Source organism: Gordonia sp. (in: high G+C Gram-positive bacteria) (genome assembly GCF_052106715.1).
Taxonomy (GTDB): domain Bacteria; phylum Actinomycetota; class Actinomycetes; order Mycobacteriales; family Mycobacteriaceae; genus Gordonia.
The window spans coordinates 95,424-114,088 of record NZ_JBQEDL010000007.1; the positions used below are offsets into that span (position 1 = coordinate 95,424).

Here is an 18,665-nt window from a genome sequence, read left to right on the forward strand (position 1 = left end):
TGGGCTTCCCCCTCGTTGATCGAGCGGAGTCGAGATCGCTTGTGTGGGGGTCTCGCCTTCGCTCGACCGGCGGGAGGCCGCTCGGGCAGCGGATGCGGGCGCGGGCAGATACGGTCGAGCCATGATCACCGTCGAAGAATGCCGGTTGGCGCCCAAGGTACTTCTGCACGACCACCTCGACGGGGGGTTGCGGCCGTCGACGATCCTCGAACTCGCGCGGGAGACCGGATACGACAAGCTGCCGACGGACGACGCCGCCGGCCTGGCCGACTGGTTTCGGACCGCGGCCGACAGCGGGTCGCTGGAGAGGTACCTGGAGACCTTCGCCCACACGGTCGGGGTCATGCAGACCGCACCCGCGCTGGCGCGGGTAGCGCGCGAATGCGTCGAGGATCTCGCCGCAGACGGCGTCGTGTATGCGGAGATCCGGTTCGCGCCCGAACAACATCTCGACGGCGGACTGACGCTCGACGAGGTCGTCGAAGCCGTCCTCGCTGGCTTCGATGCAGGCCGGGAGGCCGCACACGCAAACGGGCGCGAGATCGTCGTCGGCTGCCTCGTTACCGCCATGCGGCACGCGGCGCGGTCACGCGAGATCGCTGAACTCGCGATCAGATTCCGCGATCGTGGAGTCCTCGGCTTCGACATCGCAGGCGCCGAGGCGGGCAACCCGCCGAGCCGTCATCTGGACGCCTTCGAGTATCTGCGCGGCGAGTGCGCCCACTTCACGATCCACGCGGGCGAGGCGTTCGGACTGCCGTCGATCCACGAGGCGATCGCCTTCTGCGGCGCCGACCGGCTCGGGCACGGAGTCCGCGTCACCGACGACATCGACCTGAGCGACGGCCTCGACGGTGCGAGGCTCGGCCGAGTCGCGAACTACGTGCGCGACAAGCGGATTCCCCTCGAACTCTGCCCGAGCAGCAATGTGCAGACCGGGGCCGTCGCGTCGATCGCCGACCATCCCTTCGACAAGCTGGCCCGTCTCCGCTTCCGCGTCACCGTCAACACCGACAACCGCCTGATGAGCGACACCACCATGAGTCGCGAGTTCATGGTACTGCACGAGCAGTTCGGTTACGGCTGGGCCGATTTCGAACGCTTCACCGTGAACGCCATGAAATCTGCGTTCATCCCGTTCGGCGAGCGCCTGACGCTGATCGACGACGTCATCAAACCCGGCTTCCGGGTGTTGATGGGCTAACGACCGGCGGCTGCGGCGAACCGCTATCCGCGCTTGGTGAGTCGCTCCTCGAAGTCGTGGACCAGCGCGCGCCACTCCTCGGCTTCGTTGTCGTACGGGCCCGAGGGGGCAAGGCGCTTGGGATCCGGGTTGATCGCGTAGTCGACGAACCAGCCGAGCGGGGTGGTCGACGCCAACTGCTCGTTGACCGACTCGATGCCCGCGTAGTCGGCAGCATCGGTCAGCAACTCGACAGCCAGGTCCATCTGACGCGATTCGACGCGGCGCGGACCGTCGAGGATGTCCTCGTCGATGCCCTGCAGCGCGTACACGTTCTCCGGCAGCACCTGGTACTCGATCTCGGCGGTCTCGGCGGCGCTGCGCACATCGGCGAACGTCGACAGCTTGGCGAGGTCGTGGTCGGAGTTGCTTCCCAAGAAGCGGGTCAGTGCGCGCTCGGAGCCGAAGCCGAAGATCTGCCCCTTCGCGCCGAGGAACAGCGGATCGTCGCCGAGGTAGCAGCGCAGCGTCAGGAACTCGCCCGCATCGGTGTAGATGCGGATCGGGTCGATGCCGACCGCGGCCCAGAAATCGTCTTCCTCGACGTCGTCCTCTGCGTCGTCGTCGTCCTCATCCGAGTCCTCCGCGTCGTCGGCGGCGGCCTCGTCGCCGTCCAATTCATCGATGTCCTCGTCGGGCTCGTCCTCGTCCTCGGCCGACGCGGCCGCAGCGAGCTCGACCTCGGCCGCCTCGACGGCACTCGAGTCGACCTTCGGCTTGGACACGACGTCGTCGAGTGCGTCGATCACGTCGTCCCAGTGCTTGGCGATGATGCGGCCGATGCGGACCCACTGGTCGATGCCGTCACGGCCGGCGAAGTTGTTGGTCCCGACAGCCACCGCGCCGAGAATCGGATTACCGGTGAAGAACTTGACGATCGGAGTCAGGTCACAGACCTCGCCGATGATCCGCACGATCTCGAGAGCGTCCTCGAGTTCGGCGACCACCTCGGGCTTCGGATCCTCGGCTGCCAGCTCGGGCACACCGATCAGGTCGTACGAGTAACGGTCGTCGGGGACCAGCTCGTCGGCCTGCAGCTTCCTGATGGTGTCCCACGCCGGGTGATCGGCGAGGTCGTTGTCGTCGTCAGCGCGCACGAAAGCGGCGAGCTCCGCAACGGAGTCGAGAACGTACAGATCCTCGTCGAGCCCAAGGAAGGCCTCCCACTCGTCGTCGCCCTCGCGCCAACGCGGGGCCCATAGAGTGAACAGGTTGCCTTCGGTGAGTCCGAGTTCAATGGGGACGATGTCTCCGGCCATGCCCACAGAGCGTAGTCATGTTCGGTTGATCCTGCTCACCGCCCCCGCCTCTACGGCACCGACAACGCGCAGATCGGGCGTCGGGGCGGGGGATCGGAGCAGGCGAAATCAGTTCCCCATGCCGTCCTGTGGGGACATCGGCGCAGGTGACGGTGTAGGTGACATGGACGAATCATCCATGGGCGGCATCATGGACGGGCTCGTCGACATCTGCGGTGACATCGAATCGGACGGTGACATCGAATCCGAGGGGGACGTCGAATCCGAGGGGGCCATCGAATCGGACGGGGCCATCATCTCGCTCGTCGGGCTCATCTCGCCCGACATCGGCGCATCGCTGTCGTCGCTGTCGCCGCACGCGGTGAGAAACGCGAGTGCCGCGGCCGCCGCGAGTAGCCCGCCTGCCATCGGCCGCCGTGCCTTGGTCGCAATTGCACTCGTAGTCGACATGGGGTGACCTTTCGTTGGGTGACGGCGCGCGGACCGCGCCCTCTAACCTGTGGTTCGGAGCCGGACGGGCGCAGGATTGGGTACAGATCTCGTACCGATCCATCGGCGGCGCGGCATCGAATCAAGGATGTGAGATCTGTGGACGAGACCGGCACACGCGCGGTACCCGACGAGCTGCTTGAACGGGTCGCAGCGGGTGACAAGGCGTCGTACGCCGAACTGTTCGACCTGTTGGCGTCGCGCTGCCTCGGCCTGGCGCGACGCGTCGTGGTCAGTGCGCCCCTGGCCGAAGAGGTGGTGCAGGACGCCTGGCTGCAGGTGTGGCGGACGGCGTCGACGTTCGACCGTTCGCGTGGGTCGGCGGTGACCTGGGTGATGACTCTCGTACATCGTCGCGCGGTGGACAGGGTGCGTCACGACTCGGCCGCCGCCCGCCGCGACGTTGCGTATGAGGCGCGCAGGCCGATCGGATACGACAGCGTGAGCGAGTCGGCGGTCGACCGCGACGAGGTGCGTCGCATCCGACGCTGCTTGGACGGGCTGACGAACAAGCAACGCGAAGCGATCGACCTCGCCTATTTCCGTGGCCGCACGTACGGGGAGGTCGCGGGTGATCTCGCAGTGAACCCGGCAACGGTGAAGACGAGGATCCGCGACGGCCTGCAACGGCTGCGCACCTGCATGGGAGGTCTGTGAGACATGGCATCGAAACCCGACGACCATCCCGTCGACCTGCTTGGCGCCCTCGCGCTGGGAGCCGTGGACGACGTCGAAGCGCGACGACTGATGCGCCACGTCGACCGATGTGCGCAGTGCCGCGCCGAGGTGGACGCGCTGACCGAGACCGCCGCGTCGTTGTCGACCGAGGAGGATCCCGTCAGCGACGATCTGCGCAGTCGCGTCCTCGGCGCGGTCGACGACGAACCGCAGGGCCGGAGGTGGTCGCCTGCAGCGTTCGCGGCCGTGGTGGCCGCCGCGGCAGTGGCCGTCGTCGTCAGCGTGAGCGTCGTCGTGTGGGTGTCCCACCGGGACGACACGCAACCCGCGATTGCGCAGCCCTCGAGCTCGCAAGATGTTCACCGGGAGGACACTACGAACGCGGTGCTGGCGGCCCCGGACATGCGGAAGGCGACCGGTGCGGTCGGTGACGGATCGGTCGCCGCGATGTACTCGCCGTCCATGCGGGCGACGGTCGTGTCCGTGGACCGACTGCCCGCCGTTGACCCGAACATGGGCTACCAGGTGTGGATCACGGTGGACGATCAGGTCAAGAGCGCCGGGGTGGTTCCCGCAGGTGACAAGTCGTCGGTGCTGATGACCGAGATGGGCACGCCGGTGGACGTCGCGTTGTCGGTGGAGCCGATGGACGGGTCGCCGGAGCCGACGTCGTCCATGGTGGTGTCGTTCCCCGTCGACTGAATCGACTCGCGCGAGCAATCCGTGCGCCGCGCCGCGTCGAATCTCCGTATGTACGGGCACGCAGGACGTGTGCCCACGGAGCGGAGGAGGCATCGTGCTGTCGGTGGTTCTGGTCGGGCTGGCAGGCGGACTGGTGACGGGTGTGTCGCCGTGCGTGCTGCCGATGTTGCCCATCGTGTTCGTCACGGGCGGGTCGGCGCGCGGCGGGGAGGACGCGACCTCGAGCGAGACGGGCACGACGGCCACGCTTGCGCCCCCGAAGACCGCGTCGACTCCTCGCCTGCGCACCCCGCTGATCATCGCGGGCATTGTGACGAGTTTCAGCGTGATCTCGCTGTTCGGGACGCTACTTCTGAGTGCGCTCGGTCTGCCCGATTCGTTTCTGCGGTGGACGGGAATCGTGTTGTTGACGGCGATCGGAGTCGGGCTCGTCGTCCCGCCTATCGCCCACGTGCTGGAGCGGCCGTTCGCGCGGATCCCGGCCTGGACGAAGCCGTCGGAGAGGGGCGGACCGTACCTTCTCGGCATCGGGCTCGGCACGCTGTACGTGCCGTGCGCGGGGCCGGTCCTGGCGGCGATAGCGGTCGCCGGTGCGACGGGGCAGATCGGTTGGCGCACAGTGGTTCTGACGGTGGCCTTCGCTGTCGGCGCAGCTCTGCCGCTCGCGGTGTTCGCGGCGGCGGGAGAGCGGTTGGGTCGTCGCCTGGCTGCATACCGCAGTCGGCAGCGCACCTTCCGGACCGTCGGAGGCACCGTCCTGATCGTGCTGGCCGTGGCGCTCGCCTTCGATGCGCCCGCACGCCTGCAGGCCGCGCTGCCCGGGTACACGGCGGCCGCCGACCGCGCGCTGTCGCAGTCCGACGCGGTCGATACCGCATTGGGGTGCGACACCGACGGCACCGGGGCATGCGCCGGACGGGGCTCCGGTCTCGCCGACTGCGGCACGTCACCGGGATTCGACGGCGGCGGGACCTGGTTCAACACCGCCGACGGAGCGCCGTTGACCCGTGCCGACCTGGCGAACAAGGTGGTCCTCGTCGACTTCTGGACGTACTCGTGCATCAACTGCCTGCGTGACGGTCCGCACGTGCGCCGCTGGTACGACGCCTACCGCGATGCCGGCCTCGTCGTGGTCGGGGTGCACACCCCCGAGTTCGCGTTCGAGAAGGACGGCGGCAACGTGGCGGCGGCGATCGCCGACGAGCACATCGGTTATCCGGTGGTACAGGACAACGACTATGCGATCTGGAATGCCTTCGCCAACCGCTACTGGCCGGCAAAATATCTGATCGACGGGCGCGGGGGGATCCGTGCCGCCAGCTTCGGTGAAGGACGGTACGACGAGGTGGAGGCCGGCATCCGGACGCTCCTGAAGGATGCGAACCCGAACGTGAGGCTGCCGGAGCCGGTCGATACCCACGAGGACGCCGCACCGAGCGGCACGCAGTCGCCGGAGATGTACTTGTCGCCCGGCCGGTCCGCGGGGTCGTATGCGGGACCAGGTGAGCTCTCCGTCGGCACCCGAGAGTTCACGTTCGGCGACTCGCAGCCGGCCGACACGTTCAGCCTCTCGGGGCGATTCGAGGTGAGCGACGAGTCGGTGATCGCGCGCTCGGGGTCGCGGGTACGCCTGGCGAGCACCGCGGACGACGTCAACGCCGTACTGGGCGGGTCGGGCCGCGTGGTGGTCCACCAGGCCGGGCATCCTGATCGCAGTGTCGACGTGTCGGGCGTGCCTCGCCTGTACCGGCTGGCGGACGGTGGCGACCGCGACCGCACCCTGACCTTCGACGTCCCCGCGGGCGTCGCCGTCTACACGTTCACGTTCGGGTGAGCCGCGCGTCGCATCCCCGCCGCGACACGCCGCCGCCGATGGAACCGGATGCTCGTCCGCTGCGTCTGACTGAGTATGAAGACAGTCACAGTTGAACCAGCAGCGGTCGGTCGGGCGGCGGGCACTCAGCAGCGGGCCGCCGACCAGGTGGCGACACAGTCGAGGGCCGAACGCATCGACACAGGCGCGCTCGCTCCGACCTTCGGGCTGATCGGTGCGGGCTTCCTGGCCGCGCTCGCCGAGGTCGGCGCGCAGCGCACCCGCACGCTCGACACGTTGAGCACAGCGCACTCGACGACGTCGTCGAAGACCGCCGACGCGTCGCGCACCTACTGTGACTGTGACGAGGACGGAGCCCAGGCGGTGGCGGTATGAGCGCCGCGCTGTTGATCGCCCCGCTGAAGATGCTCGTCTCGGTGCTGGGGACCGGAGTGCTTCCACCGGGCGCGACGACGGCTCTCGGGCAGGCGCAGACCACGCTCGGTGCGGCTGCCGACGAGTCGACGCGCACGGTGGCCGCGGTGGACGCCGGATGGCACGGGGCAGGGGGAGACGCCGCGTCGTCGACGGCGAAGACCCTCGGGTCCGTCGACTCGGCGGTCGGGCGGGCAGGCGTCGACGTCGCGACGACCATCGAATCGGCGGCAGGGCATGTGCGGACCGCGAACACCGCGCTCAATGCACTCGTCGACTCGTTCGTGTCCGCGGCGTCGGCAGTGCCCGCGATCGCGACGCCTGCCGGCCTGGCGACGCTGGTCCCGCTCGCGCTCGATCACATCGCGCGCGGGGTGCAGGTGGTGCAGACGGCGCAGACCGAACTCGATGCCGACATCGCGTCGCTCGGCCGACACAACGCGCCGGCCGAAGTGACCGGTGTGCCCGGGGTCGGGACACAGGTGACAGCTGTCGGCGGGGAGGGCACGAAGATCGTGCTGCCCGACGGGTCGACGGTGTACGCGCCGAACGAGCGCGCAGCGACCGCTGTCCGGGCCGCCCTCAGCGTCCAGGGCACCCCGTACGTGTGGGGCGGGACGAGCACCGACGGCTTCGACTGCAGCGGATTCACGCAGTGGGCGTACCAGCAGGCAGGTGTCGACCTCCCGCGTCTCGCGCAGGATCAGGACACCGCGGGATACGCGGTGTCCCAGTCCGATTTGATGCCGGGCGATCTCGCGGTCTGGTCCGGACATGTGGCGATGTATGTCGGCAACGGTCAATACGTCGAAACGGGAGGCGACCCGGTCGGTATCACTCCGCTGTACACCAGCAACGCCGGGCAGTCGTTCGAGGGCTTCTACCGGCCCCGCACCTGACCCGCGTCGTTGAGGCATGCGCCCCGCGGCGGCGCTCGGCCTTACACTTCTCCCCATGACGACCGACTCCACATTCGACGTCCGCGTCGTCGACCACCCGGTGACGCGAACCTGGCTGACCATCCTGCGGGATACGCGGACCGATAATTCGGCGTTCCGCAGTGCGCTGTCGCGACTCGCGTCGATGCTCGTCTACGAGGCGCTGCGCGACGTGCGCGTCTACGATGTCGATGTGACCACGCCGGTCGGTGTCGCACCGGGCACGCGGATTGCGGAGCCGCCGGTGTTCGTCCCGGTGCTGCGCGCCGGACTCGGCATGCTCGAGGCAGCGCTGGGCGTAGTGCCCGATGCGCGCATCGGGTTCGTCGGCGTCGCCCGCGACGAGGCGACGGCCCTGCCGTACGAATACCTCGCGTCGCTGCCCGAAGACCTGTCCGCGCAGTCGGTCTACGTCCTCGACCCCATGCTCGCCACCGGCGGGTCGCTGATCCACACCCTCGATCTGCTCGCCGAGCGCGGTGCCCGCGATCTGACCGCGGTGTGCGTCGTCGGTGCGCCCGAAGGACTCGCCGCGCTCGAGGCCAGCGACCACCGGGTACGGGTGGTGATCGGCGCCGTCGACGACGGGCTCGACGACGCGTCGTTCATCGTCCCGGGGCTCGGCGACGCGGGCGACCGGCAGTTCGGGCCGCGGTAGCCGGATGCAGAACGTACGACGTCGCGAGTGGATGCTCGCGGTAATCCTCGCGGCCGTCGCAGGCGGTCTCGACGCGATCGGCTTCCTGGATCTCGGCGGATACTTCGTGTCGTTCATGAGCGGCAACACGACACGGATGTCGGCCGAGGTCGTCGACGTCGGGTGGGGTGTCGCCTGGCATGCGGTCGGGCTCGTCGGCCTGTTCTTCGTCGGCGCAGTAGGCGGGTCGATCCTCGCGCACTATCGCGATGGGCGGGTCACCGTCCTCGCTGCGTCGACATTGCTCATTGCGCTCGCGGCCGTTCTCGATCTGTGGTCGGCTGTGCCGTTCCCGCCGATCCTCATCGTGGCGGTCGCGATGGGCGTCATGAATGCGACGTTCCTACGCGACGGGGAGGTGGCGATCGGCGTCACCTACATGACCGGGACCCTGGTGAAGGCGGCGCAACGGCTCGGGATGGCGTTGATGGGCGGGCCGCGCTGGCTGTGGATCCGTTACCTCAGCCTGTGGGCTGCGTTGGCCGTCGGTTCACTGCTCGGCGCGTGGGCATACTCCGCGTGGGGATACGGCGCGTTGTGGCCGGTGGTCGCGGTGATGGTCGGGACCACCGCAGTCGTGTGGCGACATCGACGTCAGCGAATCCACGACTGAATCATCGACTCGACGTGCGGGGTCCCGTCGGGTTCGGTGATGACCAGCGACGATGTGCTGATCTGATACGTGGTGCCGTCGTTGACGGCGGTGAACATGTTTCCCGAGCGGGTCGGGTAGTCGATCTCGACGGAACCGCCGTCAGCAGCCCCCTTGTAGTAGTTGCGCCCCTCCTGCGAGCCGACCTGGCAGACGACGACCTGGGACCGGTCGGTGTAGCCGATGAAGACCGCTGCGTCGTCGGCGTTGCACTGGGCCGCCGATCCGACGAAGCCCTGCCAGTTCGCGCCGGAGACCGACGGCGACGAATGCGATGGGGGCGCGGGCTCCGGTTCGGTGGTCTGCTCGGGCGGCTGATCCTGAGACTGCGACGCGGTGACCGTGACCGTCGACTGCGACGGACCCGCCGATGCGCTCTCGGACTGGCTCGCGGGCGCAGCGGCGTCGGTCTCGTCGGAGTGCGAGTTCGCGTAGACGAATGCGCCTGCGACACCGCCGATCAGCACGAGGACGCCGACGACGATCGCGACGAGTACAGCGGGCGAGGCCCATGGCGAGCGTTTCGGGCCCTGCGGCGGCACCGGGTAGGTCATCGGCTGGGGTCCTCCCTGAGTTCGACGGTGGCGACATCGTCCAGCGCTCGCTGGAGTTCCCCCGACGCGTCGGCGCGTACGCGATCAACACTAGTGCCCGGGTACGGCCTCGTCATTTGTCCGTAGATCTTCACTTTCGGCTCCGTCCCGCTCGGTCGGACGAAGACGCGGAGGGTCTCGGTCCCCTCGTCTGTGCCGAACTGTCGGTCTGTGCCCATGCGTCGAGACCCGGCCAACTCGACTCCGTCGGTGCGCGGACCGTCGTCGCGGACCGCGTAGTCGTCGGCGGTCACACCGAATCCGATGAGGACCCTCGGTGGATCGGCGCGCAGCCTCGCCATGAACGACGCGATCTGTGCGGGGTCGTTGAAGCGGACGGACCGCTGCGCGGTGACGTAGACGCCGCATCGTTGGGCGATCTGGTCGAGGGCGCCTGCCAGACCGCCGCGGTCGGCCCAGTCCTGTGCGATCCGCGCGCAGGCGACGGCGGCGCTGATGCCGTCCTTGTCGCGGACGGCGTCCGGGTCGACGCAGTGGCCGATGGCCTCTTCGTAGGCGTAGACGAGCGGTTCGCCCGCTCGGACAAGCCATTTGAATCCGGTCAGGGTGCGGCGTGCGTCGGCGCCGCGGGCCATCGCGTCGTCGTGCATCAGACTGCCGGAGACGATCGAGCTCGCGACGACGGGAGCGGGCCCGCCGCGCTGCAGGACGTCGTCGAGGATCGCGGCACCGAGGAGCGCGCCGGTCTCGTCGCCGGTCAGCATCCGCCAGCGGGCACCGTCGGGGACGCCGACGGCGCAGCGGTCGGCGTCCGGGTCCAGGGCGATCGCCAGGTCGGCGTCGACGCGGGCAGCGGTCTCCAGGAGGTGGTCGGCAGCTCCGGGCTCCTCGGGATTGGGAAATGCGACGGTGGGGAAGTCGGGGTCGGGTGCGAACTGTTCGGGCACCGGGTGCACATCGTCGAATCCGGCCTGCCGCAGCGCCTCGACGACGAGGCTCCCGCCGACACCGTGCATCGCGGTCACCGTGATGCGGATGTCGGCGCCATCGGTCGCCGGAAACCGGCCGCGGAGCCTCGCGAGGTAGTCGTCTCGGATGCGGTGGGCGCGGGCGTCGGGCCCGACCGGGGTACGCGCAGCGTCGTCGCCGACGCTGCGGATCGCCTGTTCGATCTCGCGGTCGGCGGGTTCGACGAGTTGGACTCCGCCCTCGAGGTACACCTTGTAGCCGTTGTCGGTCGGCGGATTGTGCGAGGCCGTAACCATGACGCCCGCGACGGCATCGAGGGCACGGCACGCGAATGCGACGAGCGGAGTCGGACCTGGGTCGGGGAGTGCGACGACGTCGAATCCACTGGCGGCTAACACTTCTCGGGTCGCGGCGACGAACTCCTCAGAGCCGTGGCGCGCATCGCGCCCCACGACGACGGTCCCGCCCGCACGACCGTTCGCTGTCAGCCAGGCGGCCAGCCCCGCGCTCGCCCGTGTCACGGTCGCCACGTTCATCCCGTCCGGGCCGTCCTGGACCGGGCCGCGCAGCCCGGCGGTGCCGAACTCGAGCATCAGGGTCGGCCGCCGATCTCGCGGACCACCGACGCGAGGAGTCGACCCATCCGAGCGGCCGAGTCGCGTCCGACGGCGAGGACCTCGGTGTGGTCGAGCGCTTCACCGGTGATGCCGGCTGCGAGATTGGTGACGAGGGACAGGCCGAGGACGTCCAGGCCTGCGGCCCGCGCGGCGATCGTCTCGTGGACCGTCGACATGCCGACGAGGTCGGCGCCCATGGTGGCCAGCATCGCGATCTCGGCGGGCGTCTCGTATTGGGGTCCGGGCAGCCCGGCGTAGACGCCCTCGGTCAAGCTCGGGTCGATACGCCGAGCGGCGTCGCGTAGAGCGGGCGAGTACGCGTCGACCATGTTCACGAAGTGCGCGCCTGCCAGCGGCGAGCGCCCGGTCAGGTTGATCTGGTCGGCGATGAGGACCGGCTGTCCGACGGACATGCCCGGTGCGATGCCGCCGGCCGCGTTGGTCACCACCACGGTGTGCGCGCCGGTCGCAGCGGCGGTGCGGATCGGGTGCACGACGCGGGCCAGGTCGTGGCCTTCGTAGGCGTGGATACGTCCGAGCATCACCAGCACGCGTACCCCGGCGACGTCGATCGATGCGATGGTGCCCGCGTGCCCCTGTGCGGACGGTGGCGTGAAGCCGGGCACATCGAGCATGCTGATCTCGGCGGACGGTGCGCCGATCGCGGCCGAAGCGGGCGCCCACCCCGATCCGAGCACGATGCACACATCGTGACGGGGGCAAGCGGTCTCGGTGGCGATGGTGTCGGCGGCCGCCGCTGCAGCGGCTTCGGGGTCGAGGGTGGGATCCATGTGTCAACCCTAAGATAAGGTTTTCAGCTATGCCGTACTTGAACGTGACCGATGACGCCGCCGAACTCTACTTGGGGGCGCAGGGCTCCGAACTGGACGAGGCGAACCCGGAGAACCGTTTCCAGACGGAGTGGATCGACCAGGTCACCGCGCTCGTCGACGAGGCGATCGCCGCCAGCAAGCCGCTGATCGTATCGTCGACCGGCAAGTTCTTCACCAACGGTCTCGACACTGACTTCGTGTTCGCCAACGCAGACAAGCTGCCGTCGTACCTGGATACCGTGCACCAGTTGTACGCGAAGTTCCTGACCGTTCCGGCGCCGGTGATCGTCGCGATCAACGGACACGCGTTCGGTGCGGGCGCCATGTTGGCGCTGTGTGCCGACTACCGGATCATGCGCGCGGACCGCGGCTTCTTCTCGCTGCCCGAAGCGTCCCTGAACATGCCGTTCACCCGCGGTATGGCTGCGCTCGTACGGACGCGCATGCCCGATGCGGCTGCGACCGAGGCCATGCTGACGAGCCGACGGTACGGCGGCGACGACGCGGTGACCGCGGGCATCGTCGAAGAATCCGTCGCTGCCGACGCACTCGTGGAACGGGCGCGTGCGGTGGCCCGTGAGCGCACCCCGCTCGTCGGCGACAACCAGGCGGTGATCAAGCGCGGACTGCGCCAGGCTCTGCTGGAGGACTTGAACACGCCGACCCCGGCGAGTCTCCTCTGATGCTTCCCGTCATCTCCGACTGGTTGGACGCCAACCTCGAGCGAGTGATCGGGTGGCGCCGCGAACTCCATGCGTCGCCGGAACTGTCGATGCAGGAGACGAAGACGACGGCGACCGTCGTCCGCATCCTCACCGAGGCCGGGCTGTCGCCTCGCGTGCTGCCCAAGGGTACGGGCGTCGTCTGCGATCTCGGCCCGATCGACAAGCCGCGCATCGGCCTGCGCGCCGACCTCGACGGTCTGCCCATACCTGAGCAGACCGGGCTGCCGTTCGCGTCGCGCAACGAGGGCGTCTCGCATTCGTGCGGACACGACGCGCACTCGGCGATCCTGCTTGGTGTCGGACTGCTGCTCGCCGAGGTCGACCGCGACGGCGGGCTGCCGTTCGGTGTCCGACTGCTGTTCCAGGCCGCCGAAGAGGTGATGCCCGGTGGCGCCCTCGACGCACTCGACGCGGGTGTCACCGACGGGCTGAGTCGGATCTTCGCGCTCCACTGCGATCCGCACATCGAAGTCGGCTGCGTCGGCCTGCGAGCGGGTCCGTTGACATCGGCGGCGGACCGCGTCGAAGTCCATCTGCACGGACCGGGCGGTCACAGCTCCCGGCCGCACCTGACCAACGATCTGGTGTATGCGATGGGCGCGATCATCACCGGACTGCCGGGCATTCTGTCGCGGCGCATCGATCCCCGCTCGGGCACGGTCGTCACGTGGGGTGCTGTCCACTCGGGCAATGCGCCGAACGCGATCCCGCAGGAGGGACGGATGCGCGGTACCGTGCGCACCGGTGACCACGCCACCTGGCAGAAGCTGGAACCGTTGGTGCGCAGCGTGATCGGTGAGCTGGCCGCGCCGCTGGGCGTCGCCTGCGACATCACCTACTTCCGCGGAGTGCCGCCCGTGGTCAACGAGGTCGACAGCGTCGCACTGCTGCGGCGCAGCGTCGAGGCACTCGGTCCCGGCGCGGACGTCGACACCCCGCAGTCGGCGGGCGGTGAGGACTTCGCCTGGTATCTCGAACGTGTCCCCGGCGCGATGGCGCGCCTGGGCGTGTGGAGCGGAACCGGACCGATGTGCGATCTGCACCAGCCGAACTTCGACATCGACGAGCGGGCGATCGGAATCGGCATCGCAGTCATGGCCGGGGTCGCGCTCGGCGCCTGAGCTGCCTGCTCGGGGAGTGGGTCAGTCGTCGTCGAGCGGCGCGTCCGGCCCGGGGCCGACGTTGCGGGCCTCGTGCAGCCGGAGTCGTTCGACGTAGTCGGCCGGCGCCCCGGCGATCTCTGCGGCGTCGGCCATCACGCCAAGGTAGCGGGCGGACGGGAGGCCGCCTTCGTAGCCGTCGATCACGTACAGCCAGGCGAGGACCGGGCCGTCATCGGTGTCGACGCGGGCCCGGACCTTGCGGTGGACGCCGAGTTCGGTGCCCTCCCACTGATCGAGGTTCTTCTCGTCTTCGGCGGGGACGTCGTAGAGGACGACGAAGACGCAGGCGTCGGCGTCGTCGCGGTCTTCGGTGACGGTCGCGAGCGAGCCCTCCCACCCGATGTCGTCGCCCGCGAAGGTCAATCGCCAGCCCTTGAGCCAACCGGTCGACGACATGGGGGAGTGCGGTGCCCGCTGCAGCATTTGCGCGGGATCCATGTTTGAGGCGTAGGCGGCGTAGATCGGCACGGGGCCAAGCCTATGCGCTCGCGCAATGCGATGCAGCCGTGACCCGGCTAAGTTTGTATGGCCAGCCCCGTCGAAACCAGTTACAGGAGAGTGCCACTGTGTCCAGAATCGTGATCATCGGCGGAGGCCCCGCGGGGTACGAGGCGGCTCTGGCGGGAGCTGCGTATGGTGCCGACATCACGATGATCGACTCCGACGGCCCTGGCGGCGCGTGTGTCCTGTGGGACTGCGTGCCGTCGAAGACGTTCATCGCGTCGACCGGCATCCGCACCGACGTGCGTCGCGCCCGTGATCTCGGCGTCCATGTCCAGGTCGATGCGTCCGCTATCGACCTGCCGCGCATCCATCAGCGCGTGAAGGACCTCGCCTTCGCGCAGTCGGCGGACATCCGCGCACGGCTGACCAGCGAGGGCGTCAAGATCGTCGCCGGTCGTGCCTACCTCGCCAAGACGCAGCCCGGGGTCGGCGCGCACACTGTCGTTGCCACGCTGACCGACGGCACTGAGCAGACGTACGACGCCGACGTCGTCCTCATCTCGACCGGTGCATCGCCGCGTGTGCTGCCGACCGCGGTGCCCGACGGTGAACGCATCCTCAACTGGCGTCAGTTGTACGACCTCGAAGTGCTGCCGGACCACCTGATCATCGTCGGCTCGGGTGTGACCGGTGCCGAGTTCGCGCACGCCTACACCGAGTTGGGCGTCGACGTGACGCTCGTGTCTAGCCGTGACCGCGTTCTGCCGCATGAGGACGAGGATGCCGCACTCGTGCTGGAGGACGCGTTCGCCGAGCGCGGTGTCACGCTCATCAAGCACGCGCGGGCCGACCAGGTGACGCGCGACGACGATTCGGCGACCGTCCACCTCGCCGACGGCACCAAGGTGACCGGATCGCATGTGCTGATGACGGTCGGCTCGGTGCCGAACACCGACGGCCTGAACCTCGACGAGGCCGGCGTCGCCGTCGATCGAGGCGGCTACATCACCGTCGACCGGGTGAGCCGCACGTCGATTCCCGGCGTGTACGCGGCAGGCGACTGCACGGGACTGCTCCCGCTGGCATCGGTCGCCGCCATGCAGGGGCGCATCGCGATGTATCACTCGCTCGGCGAGGGGGTGAGCCCGCTGCGGCTCAAGACGGTCGCGTCGGCCATCTTCACGCGGCCGGAGATCGCGAACGTCGGCGTGTCACAGCAGGCGATCGACGCGGGCGAGTACCCGGCGCGCACCGTGATGCTTCCGCTCAAGACGAACCCGCGAGCCAAGATGAGCGGTCTGCGACGCGGCTTCATCAAGATCTTCTGCCGTCCTGCGACGGGTGTGGTGATCGGCGGGGTCGTCGTCGCGCCGAATGCGTCGGAGTTGATTCTGCCGATCGCGCTCGCCGTGGAGAACAAGCTTCAGGTGTCCGAGGTGGCGAACACCTTCTCGGTGTACCCGTCGCTGTCCGGGTCGATCGCCGAGGCGGCTCGGCAACTGGTCCGACACGACGATCTGGACTGACGAGCGACATTGGCTTCTTCCTGGTCCGAGCTGGCGGCACGTGAGCACCGGGCTTCGGTCGTCGTGCTCGCCGGCGGCGTCGCCCTGTATGCGATCAACGTCTATCTGACGACGAGTCTGCTCCCGAACGCCGTCGCCGACATCGGCGGCGAGCAGCTCTACTCGTGGACGATGACGGTGTTCCTCGTCGCGTCCGTCATCTCGTCGATGCTGGTGAGTCGCGTACTGTCTCGATCCGGTGCGAGATGGGCGTACGTCTGCGGATTCGCGGGCTTCGCCGTGGGCACCGTGATCGCAGGCCTCTCGCCGACGATGGTCGTGATGCTCGTCGGCCGCGCGGTGCAGGGGTTCGCGGGTGGACTGCTCGTCGGCCTCGGCTTCGCCGTGGTGCGCACGGTGCTCCCGGCACGACTGTGGCAACGATCGATCGCGTTGATGTCGGCGATGTGGGGCGTCGGGAACGTGGTCGGTCCGATCGTCGGCGGCTTCTTCGCGCAGATCGGTGCCTGGCGGGGTGCGTTTGCCCTGCTCGCGGTGATCGCCGTCGCGCTGATCGCGCTCACGTTCCGGGCGTTGCCCGCCGGGTCGGGCGAGGCGTCGTCGGACGGGGTCCCGTGGGGTTCGCTCGTGTTGTTGACCGGCGCGGCAGCGGCGGTGTCGATAGCCTCGATCGTCGACGGGGCCGCCACCTGGATCCTCCTGGTGATCGCACTCGTCGCGGGCGCGATGTTCGTCCTGTACGAACGGAGTGCGTCGAATCGGGTGCTTCCGGAGATGACCTATCGCGGCCGGTCGCCTCTGCGCTGGATCTATCTCGGCATCATCGTGCTCGCGATGGTGTCGACGATCGAGATGTTCATCCCGCTGTTCGGTCAGCGGATCGGCGGTCTCGGCCCGTTGGCCGCCGGGCTGCTCGGCGCCGCGATCTCGTGGGGTTGGACGGTCGGCACTTTGTCGAGCAGCGGTGCGGAGAGCGACAAGATGCGCCGCGCCGTCCGCGTCGCCGGACCACTCGTTCTGGGCGCCGGGCTGGCCGCGTACGGCCTGTTGCAGGTGGACGATCCGTCGGTCTGGGTGATCGTCGGCTGGTATGCGACGCTGCTGTTCGCCGGAACCGGAATCGGGATGGCGATCTCGCATTGGTTCACCGCCGGAATGCGTGTGAGCACCGACGACGCCGAAGCCGCGCAGGCGTCCGCCGGCCTCAACACCAGCCAGCTCATCGCGAACGCCTTCGGCTCCGCCATCGCCGGCGTCCTCGTCTCGTTGGGCGGCCCCGACGTCGTCGGCTCGGCTCGCGTCCTGACCTTCGGCTTCGCGCTGCTGGCGTCGGTCGGCGTTGTCGTCGCATTCCTCGAGTTCGCGGCAGCGCGATCCTGGCGGGCCGGCGCGACCGCAGAACGCAGCGTCGACCTCTAACCCTCCCGTCGGTGTCAGTGGGTGACATCGACGAGAGGGTTAGGGACTCCACAGTTATCCACAGGGCGCTGAGATCGCCTTTTCCTCGGCGACCCGACTCGTCATGCTGTCGCTATGACGGGGACACACCGGGGTTCGTTGGTCGATGTCGCGAGTCTGCTCGCGGCACAGGACGGAGTCGTCGCGCGCCGACAGGTGCTCGACTGCGGTCTGGATCCCGGCGACATCCGACGGTTGATCCGACGGCGTGAATGGACCGTGGTCTACCCGGGGATATACGTCGACCACACCGGAGAGTTGACATGGCAACAACGCGCGTGGGCGGCGGTGCTCGACGCGTATCCGGCCGCGCTCGGTTACACCTGCGTACTGCCCGATCCCGGCCCGGTGATCCATATCGTCATCGACCAGAACCGGACCGTGAAGCGGCGCCGCGGGGTCGTGACACATCGGCGGGCCGGTCTCGATGCGTCAGTCCTGTGGAATCTTGGACCACCGCGCCTGCGCGTCGTCGAGGCGGTCCTCGACGTGGCGTCTGCCGCCGCGACTCAGACCGATGCGATCGACGCGCTCACGAAGGCCGTGAACGCGCGTGTCACCACGGCGGACCGACTGCTCGACGCGTTGTCCGAGCGGACCCGGATCCGGTGGCGCAAGCTGTTGCACGACGTCCTGGTCGACATCCGTGACGGCACATGCTCAGTTCTCGAACACGGCTACCTCACCAACGTCGAACGGCCCCACGGGCTGCCGAAGCCGATCCGACAGGCCCCGACGACGGTCGGACGGAAAGGCCTGCGCGACCTCGACTACCCGGACTACGATCTCATCGTCGAACTCGACGGTTGGCGATTCCACGACTCCGCGCAGGCCCGAGACCGAGACCTCGAACGCGATCTGGACGCGGCCGTCTGCGCCGGCCGACTCACTCTGCGCCTCGGTGCAGGACAAGTCTTCAGCCGAGGATGTGTCACTGCGCGCAAGGTGGCGAAGGCCCTCTACCACCGCGGGTGGCAGGGCGAGTTCACGTCCTGGCCGAGATGTGCCTAACCCTCCCATCGATGTCACCCACTGACACCGACGAGAGGGTTAGACGCCGTTACGCGGCGAGCAGGTCGTCGATCTGGTTGATCGCGGCCGACGAGCCCTCGACGACGCCCATGTCCAGGACCTTCTGGAGGTCCTCTGCGCTGGCGAACGTCGCAGTGAAGACAGCGCGGGTGCCGCCGTCGGCGGGGGAGAACGCGTAATGGTTCTCGCCGACCGGCATCGAGTCGTCTGGATTGAGGTCGGAGTCGGCGAAGCCGTCGCGGAAGGAGAACGACGACGTGGGGTCGACGGCGGTGAACTCCCACCAACCGCCGAACTTGTCGCCCTCGGGCGAGGTCATGTAGTACTTCGCGCGGCCGCCCGGGCGAAAGTCGTGTTCGACGAACGTCGCCGGGTAGGTCGGCGGTCCCCAGATCTTCTCCAGCTGGCGGGGATCGGCGTAGACCTGCCACACACGCT

At 68.6% G+C, this 18,665-nt stretch carries 20 protein-coding genes; 14 read left to right on the forward strand and 6 right to left on the reverse strand.

From position 1 onward, the window contains the following. Nucleotides 1-121 precede the first annotated feature (121 nt). Nucleotides 122-1,204, forward strand: coding sequence for an adenosine deaminase (locus tag ACTIMF_RS05565; RefSeq protein ID WP_442349278.1), 1,083 nt, complete (start codon nucleotides 122-124; stop codon nucleotides 1,202-1,204). Between the two features lie 23 nt (nucleotides 1,205-1,227). Here the strand turns inward: ACTIMF_RS05565 and ACTIMF_RS05570 are convergent, their stop codons facing one another. Continuing rightward, nucleotides 1,228-2,502 (reverse strand): primosomal protein, encoded by a 1,275-nt coding sequence (locus tag ACTIMF_RS05570; protein ID WP_442349279.1) that lies wholly within the window; start codon nucleotides 2,500-2,502, stop codon nucleotides 1,228-1,230. A 163-nt stretch (nucleotides 2,503-2,665) separates the two neighbouring features. Between ACTIMF_RS05570 and ACTIMF_RS05575 the strand changes: the two genes are divergently transcribed. From ACTIMF_RS05575 to ACTIMF_RS05610, 8 genes are all read left to right on the forward strand, one after another. Beyond that, entirely contained in the window at nucleotides 2,666-2,959 is a 294-nt protein-coding gene (locus ACTIMF_RS05575) for a hypothetical protein (protein ID WP_442349280.1), read from the forward strand. A 122-nt stretch (nucleotides 2,960-3,081) separates the two neighbouring features. Continuing rightward, a complete protein-coding gene (locus ACTIMF_RS05580; RefSeq protein ID WP_442349281.1) occupies nucleotides 3,082-3,648 on the forward strand; it encodes a sigma-70 family RNA polymerase sigma factor in 567 nt (188 codons plus the stop codon). 3 nt (nucleotides 3,649-3,651) lie between these two features. Next, nucleotides 3,652-4,371: an anti-sigma factor domain-containing protein gene (locus ACTIMF_RS05585; RefSeq protein ID WP_442349282.1), complete on the forward strand. Its 720-nt coding sequence runs from the start codon at nucleotides 3,652-3,654 to the stop codon at nucleotides 4,369-4,371. Nucleotides 4,372-4,465: 94 nt separating this feature from the next. Continuing rightward, nucleotides 4,466-6,205 (forward strand): cytochrome c biogenesis protein DipZ, encoded by a 1,740-nt coding sequence (locus ACTIMF_RS05590; RefSeq protein WP_442349283.1) that lies wholly within the window; start codon nucleotides 4,466-4,468, stop codon nucleotides 6,203-6,205. Between the two features lie 75 nt (nucleotides 6,206-6,280). After that, a complete protein-coding gene (locus ACTIMF_RS05595; protein ID WP_442349284.1) occupies nucleotides 6,281-6,580 on the forward strand; it encodes a type VII secretion target in 300 nt (99 codons plus the stop codon). Next, nucleotides 6,577-7,518, forward strand: a complete 942-nt coding sequence (locus ACTIMF_RS05600) for a C40 family peptidase (RefSeq protein ID WP_442349285.1) — start codon at nucleotides 6,577-6,579, stop codon at nucleotides 7,516-7,518. The genes ACTIMF_RS05595 and ACTIMF_RS05600 overlap by 4 nt, the downstream gene beginning before the upstream one ends. A 55-nt stretch (nucleotides 7,519-7,573) precedes the next feature. Beyond that, a complete protein-coding gene (upp, locus tag ACTIMF_RS05605) occupies nucleotides 7,574-8,215 on the forward strand; it encodes a uracil phosphoribosyltransferase (protein ID WP_442349286.1) in 642 nt (213 codons plus the stop codon). A gap of 4 nt (nucleotides 8,216-8,219) precedes the next feature. Beyond that, nucleotides 8,220-8,867, forward strand: a complete 648-nt coding sequence (locus tag ACTIMF_RS05610; RefSeq protein WP_442349287.1) for a YoaK family protein — start codon at nucleotides 8,220-8,222, stop codon at nucleotides 8,865-8,867. Here ACTIMF_RS05610 and ACTIMF_RS05615 read toward each other — a convergent pair. The 3 genes from ACTIMF_RS05615 to ACTIMF_RS05625 are packed head-to-tail and all read right to left on the reverse strand — an operon-like array spanning nucleotide 8,849 to nucleotide 11,837. Beyond that, nucleotides 8,849-9,460, reverse strand: coding sequence for a hypothetical protein (locus ACTIMF_RS05615; RefSeq protein ID WP_442349288.1), 612 nt, complete (start codon nucleotides 9,458-9,460; stop codon nucleotides 8,849-8,851). The genes ACTIMF_RS05610 and ACTIMF_RS05615 overlap by 19 nt on opposite strands. Further along, nucleotides 9,457-11,022 (reverse strand): phospho-sugar mutase, encoded by a 1,566-nt coding sequence (locus tag ACTIMF_RS05620; protein ID WP_442349289.1) that lies wholly within the window; start codon nucleotides 11,020-11,022, stop codon nucleotides 9,457-9,459. The genes ACTIMF_RS05615 and ACTIMF_RS05620 overlap by 4 nt, the downstream gene beginning before the upstream one ends. Continuing rightward, the gene (locus ACTIMF_RS05625) at nucleotides 11,022-11,837 is read right to left on the reverse strand and encodes a purine-nucleoside phosphorylase (RefSeq protein WP_442349290.1); all 816 of its coding nucleotides are present in this window, start codon (nucleotides 11,835-11,837) and stop codon (nucleotides 11,022-11,024) included. The genes ACTIMF_RS05620 and ACTIMF_RS05625 overlap by 1 nt, the downstream gene beginning before the upstream one ends. 29 nt (nucleotides 11,838-11,866) lie before the next feature. Here ACTIMF_RS05625 and ACTIMF_RS05630 point away from each other — a divergent pair, with 29 nt between their 5' ends. Together ACTIMF_RS05630 and ACTIMF_RS05635 are read left to right on the forward strand one after the other, a co-directional pair. Further along, the gene (locus tag ACTIMF_RS05630) at nucleotides 11,867-12,562 is read left to right on the forward strand and encodes an enoyl-CoA hydratase/isomerase family protein (RefSeq protein WP_442349291.1); all 696 of its coding nucleotides are present in this window, start codon (nucleotides 11,867-11,869) and stop codon (nucleotides 12,560-12,562) included. Next, complete coding sequence (locus ACTIMF_RS05635; protein WP_442349292.1) at nucleotides 12,562-13,725, forward strand: amidohydrolase; 1,164 nt, start codon at nucleotides 12,562-12,564, stop codon at nucleotides 13,723-13,725. Before ACTIMF_RS05630 ends, ACTIMF_RS05635 begins: the two co-directional genes overlap by 1 nt. A 21-nt stretch (nucleotides 13,726-13,746) precedes the next feature. On the opposite strand, the gene ACTIMF_RS05640 is transcribed toward ACTIMF_RS05635, so the two are convergent. After that, a complete protein-coding gene (locus tag ACTIMF_RS05640) occupies nucleotides 13,747-14,235 on the reverse strand; it encodes a gamma-glutamylcyclotransferase (protein ID WP_442349293.1) in 489 nt (162 codons plus the stop codon). Between the two features lie 98 nt (nucleotides 14,236-14,333). Between ACTIMF_RS05640 and ACTIMF_RS05645 the strand changes: the two genes are divergently transcribed. The 3 genes from ACTIMF_RS05645 (at nucleotide 14,334) to ACTIMF_RS05655 (ending at nucleotide 18,206) form a co-directional block, all read left to right on the forward strand. Beyond that, on the forward strand, nucleotides 14,334-15,737 hold the full coding sequence (locus ACTIMF_RS05645; RefSeq protein ID WP_442349294.1) for an NAD(P)H-quinone dehydrogenase: 1,404 nt from the start codon (nucleotides 14,334-14,336) through the stop codon (nucleotides 15,735-15,737). Nucleotides 15,738-15,746: 9 nt separating this feature from the next. Then, nucleotides 15,747-17,156: an MFS transporter gene (locus tag ACTIMF_RS05650; RefSeq protein ID WP_442349295.1), complete on the forward strand. Its 1,410-nt coding sequence runs from the start codon at nucleotides 15,747-15,749 to the stop codon at nucleotides 17,154-17,156. A gap of 114 nt (nucleotides 17,157-17,270) precedes the next feature. Beyond that, complete coding sequence (locus ACTIMF_RS05655) at nucleotides 17,271-18,206, forward strand: hypothetical protein (protein WP_442349296.1); 936 nt, start codon at nucleotides 17,271-17,273, stop codon at nucleotides 18,204-18,206. Between the two features lie 49 nt (nucleotides 18,207-18,255). Here the strand turns inward: ACTIMF_RS05655 and ACTIMF_RS05660 are convergent. Beyond that, a partial coding sequence (locus tag ACTIMF_RS05660) for an SRPBCC family protein (protein ID WP_442349297.1) occupies nucleotides 18,256-18,665 on the reverse strand: 410 nt, incomplete at its 5' end.

Coding starts and splice junctions, on each gene's coding strand:
- ACTIMF_RS05575 (WP_442349280.1), top strand. CDS start 2,666: ATGGACGAATCATCCATGGGCGGCATCATGGACGGGCTCGTCGACATC.
- ACTIMF_RS05585 (WP_442349282.1), top strand. CDS start 3,652: ATGGCATCGAAACCCGACGACCATCCCGTCGACCTGCTTGGCGCCCTC.
- ACTIMF_RS05595 (WP_442349284.1), top strand. CDS start 6,281: ATGAAGACAGTCACAGTTGAACCAGCAGCGGTCGGTCGGGCGGCGGGC.
- ACTIMF_RS05620 (WP_442349289.1), bottom strand. CDS start 11,022: ATGCTCGAGTTCGGCACCGCCGGGCTGCGCGGCCCGGTCCAGGACGGC.
- ACTIMF_RS05655 (WP_442349296.1), top strand. CDS start 17,271: ATGACGGGGACACACCGGGGTTCGTTGGTCGATGTCGCGAGTCTGCTC.
- ACTIMF_RS05635 (WP_442349292.1), top strand. CDS start 12,562: ATGCTTCCCGTCATCTCCGACTGGTTGGACGCCAACCTCGAGCGAGTG.
- ACTIMF_RS05630 (WP_442349291.1), top strand. CDS start 11,867: ATGCCGTACTTGAACGTGACCGATGACGCCGCCGAACTCTACTTGGGG.
- upp (WP_442349286.1), top strand. CDS start 7,574: ATGACGACCGACTCCACATTCGACGTCCGCGTCGTCGACCACCCGGTG.
- ACTIMF_RS05600 (WP_442349285.1), top strand. CDS start 6,577: ATGAGCGCCGCGCTGTTGATCGCCCCGCTGAAGATGCTCGTCTCGGTG.
- ACTIMF_RS05625 (WP_442349290.1), bottom strand. CDS start 11,837: ATGGATCCCACCCTCGACCCCGAAGCCGCTGCAGCGGCGGCCGCCGAC.
- ACTIMF_RS05615 (WP_442349288.1), bottom strand. CDS start 9,460: ATGACCTACCCGGTGCCGCCGCAGGGCCCGAAACGCTCGCCATGGGCC.
- ACTIMF_RS05610 (WP_442349287.1), top strand. CDS start 8,220: ATGCAGAACGTACGACGTCGCGAGTGGATGCTCGCGGTAATCCTCGCG.
- ACTIMF_RS05570 (WP_442349279.1), bottom strand. CDS start 2,502: ATGGCCGGAGACATCGTCCCCATTGAACTCGGACTCACCGAAGGCAAC.
- ACTIMF_RS05565 (WP_442349278.1), top strand. CDS start 122: ATGATCACCGTCGAAGAATGCCGGTTGGCGCCCAAGGTACTTCTGCAC.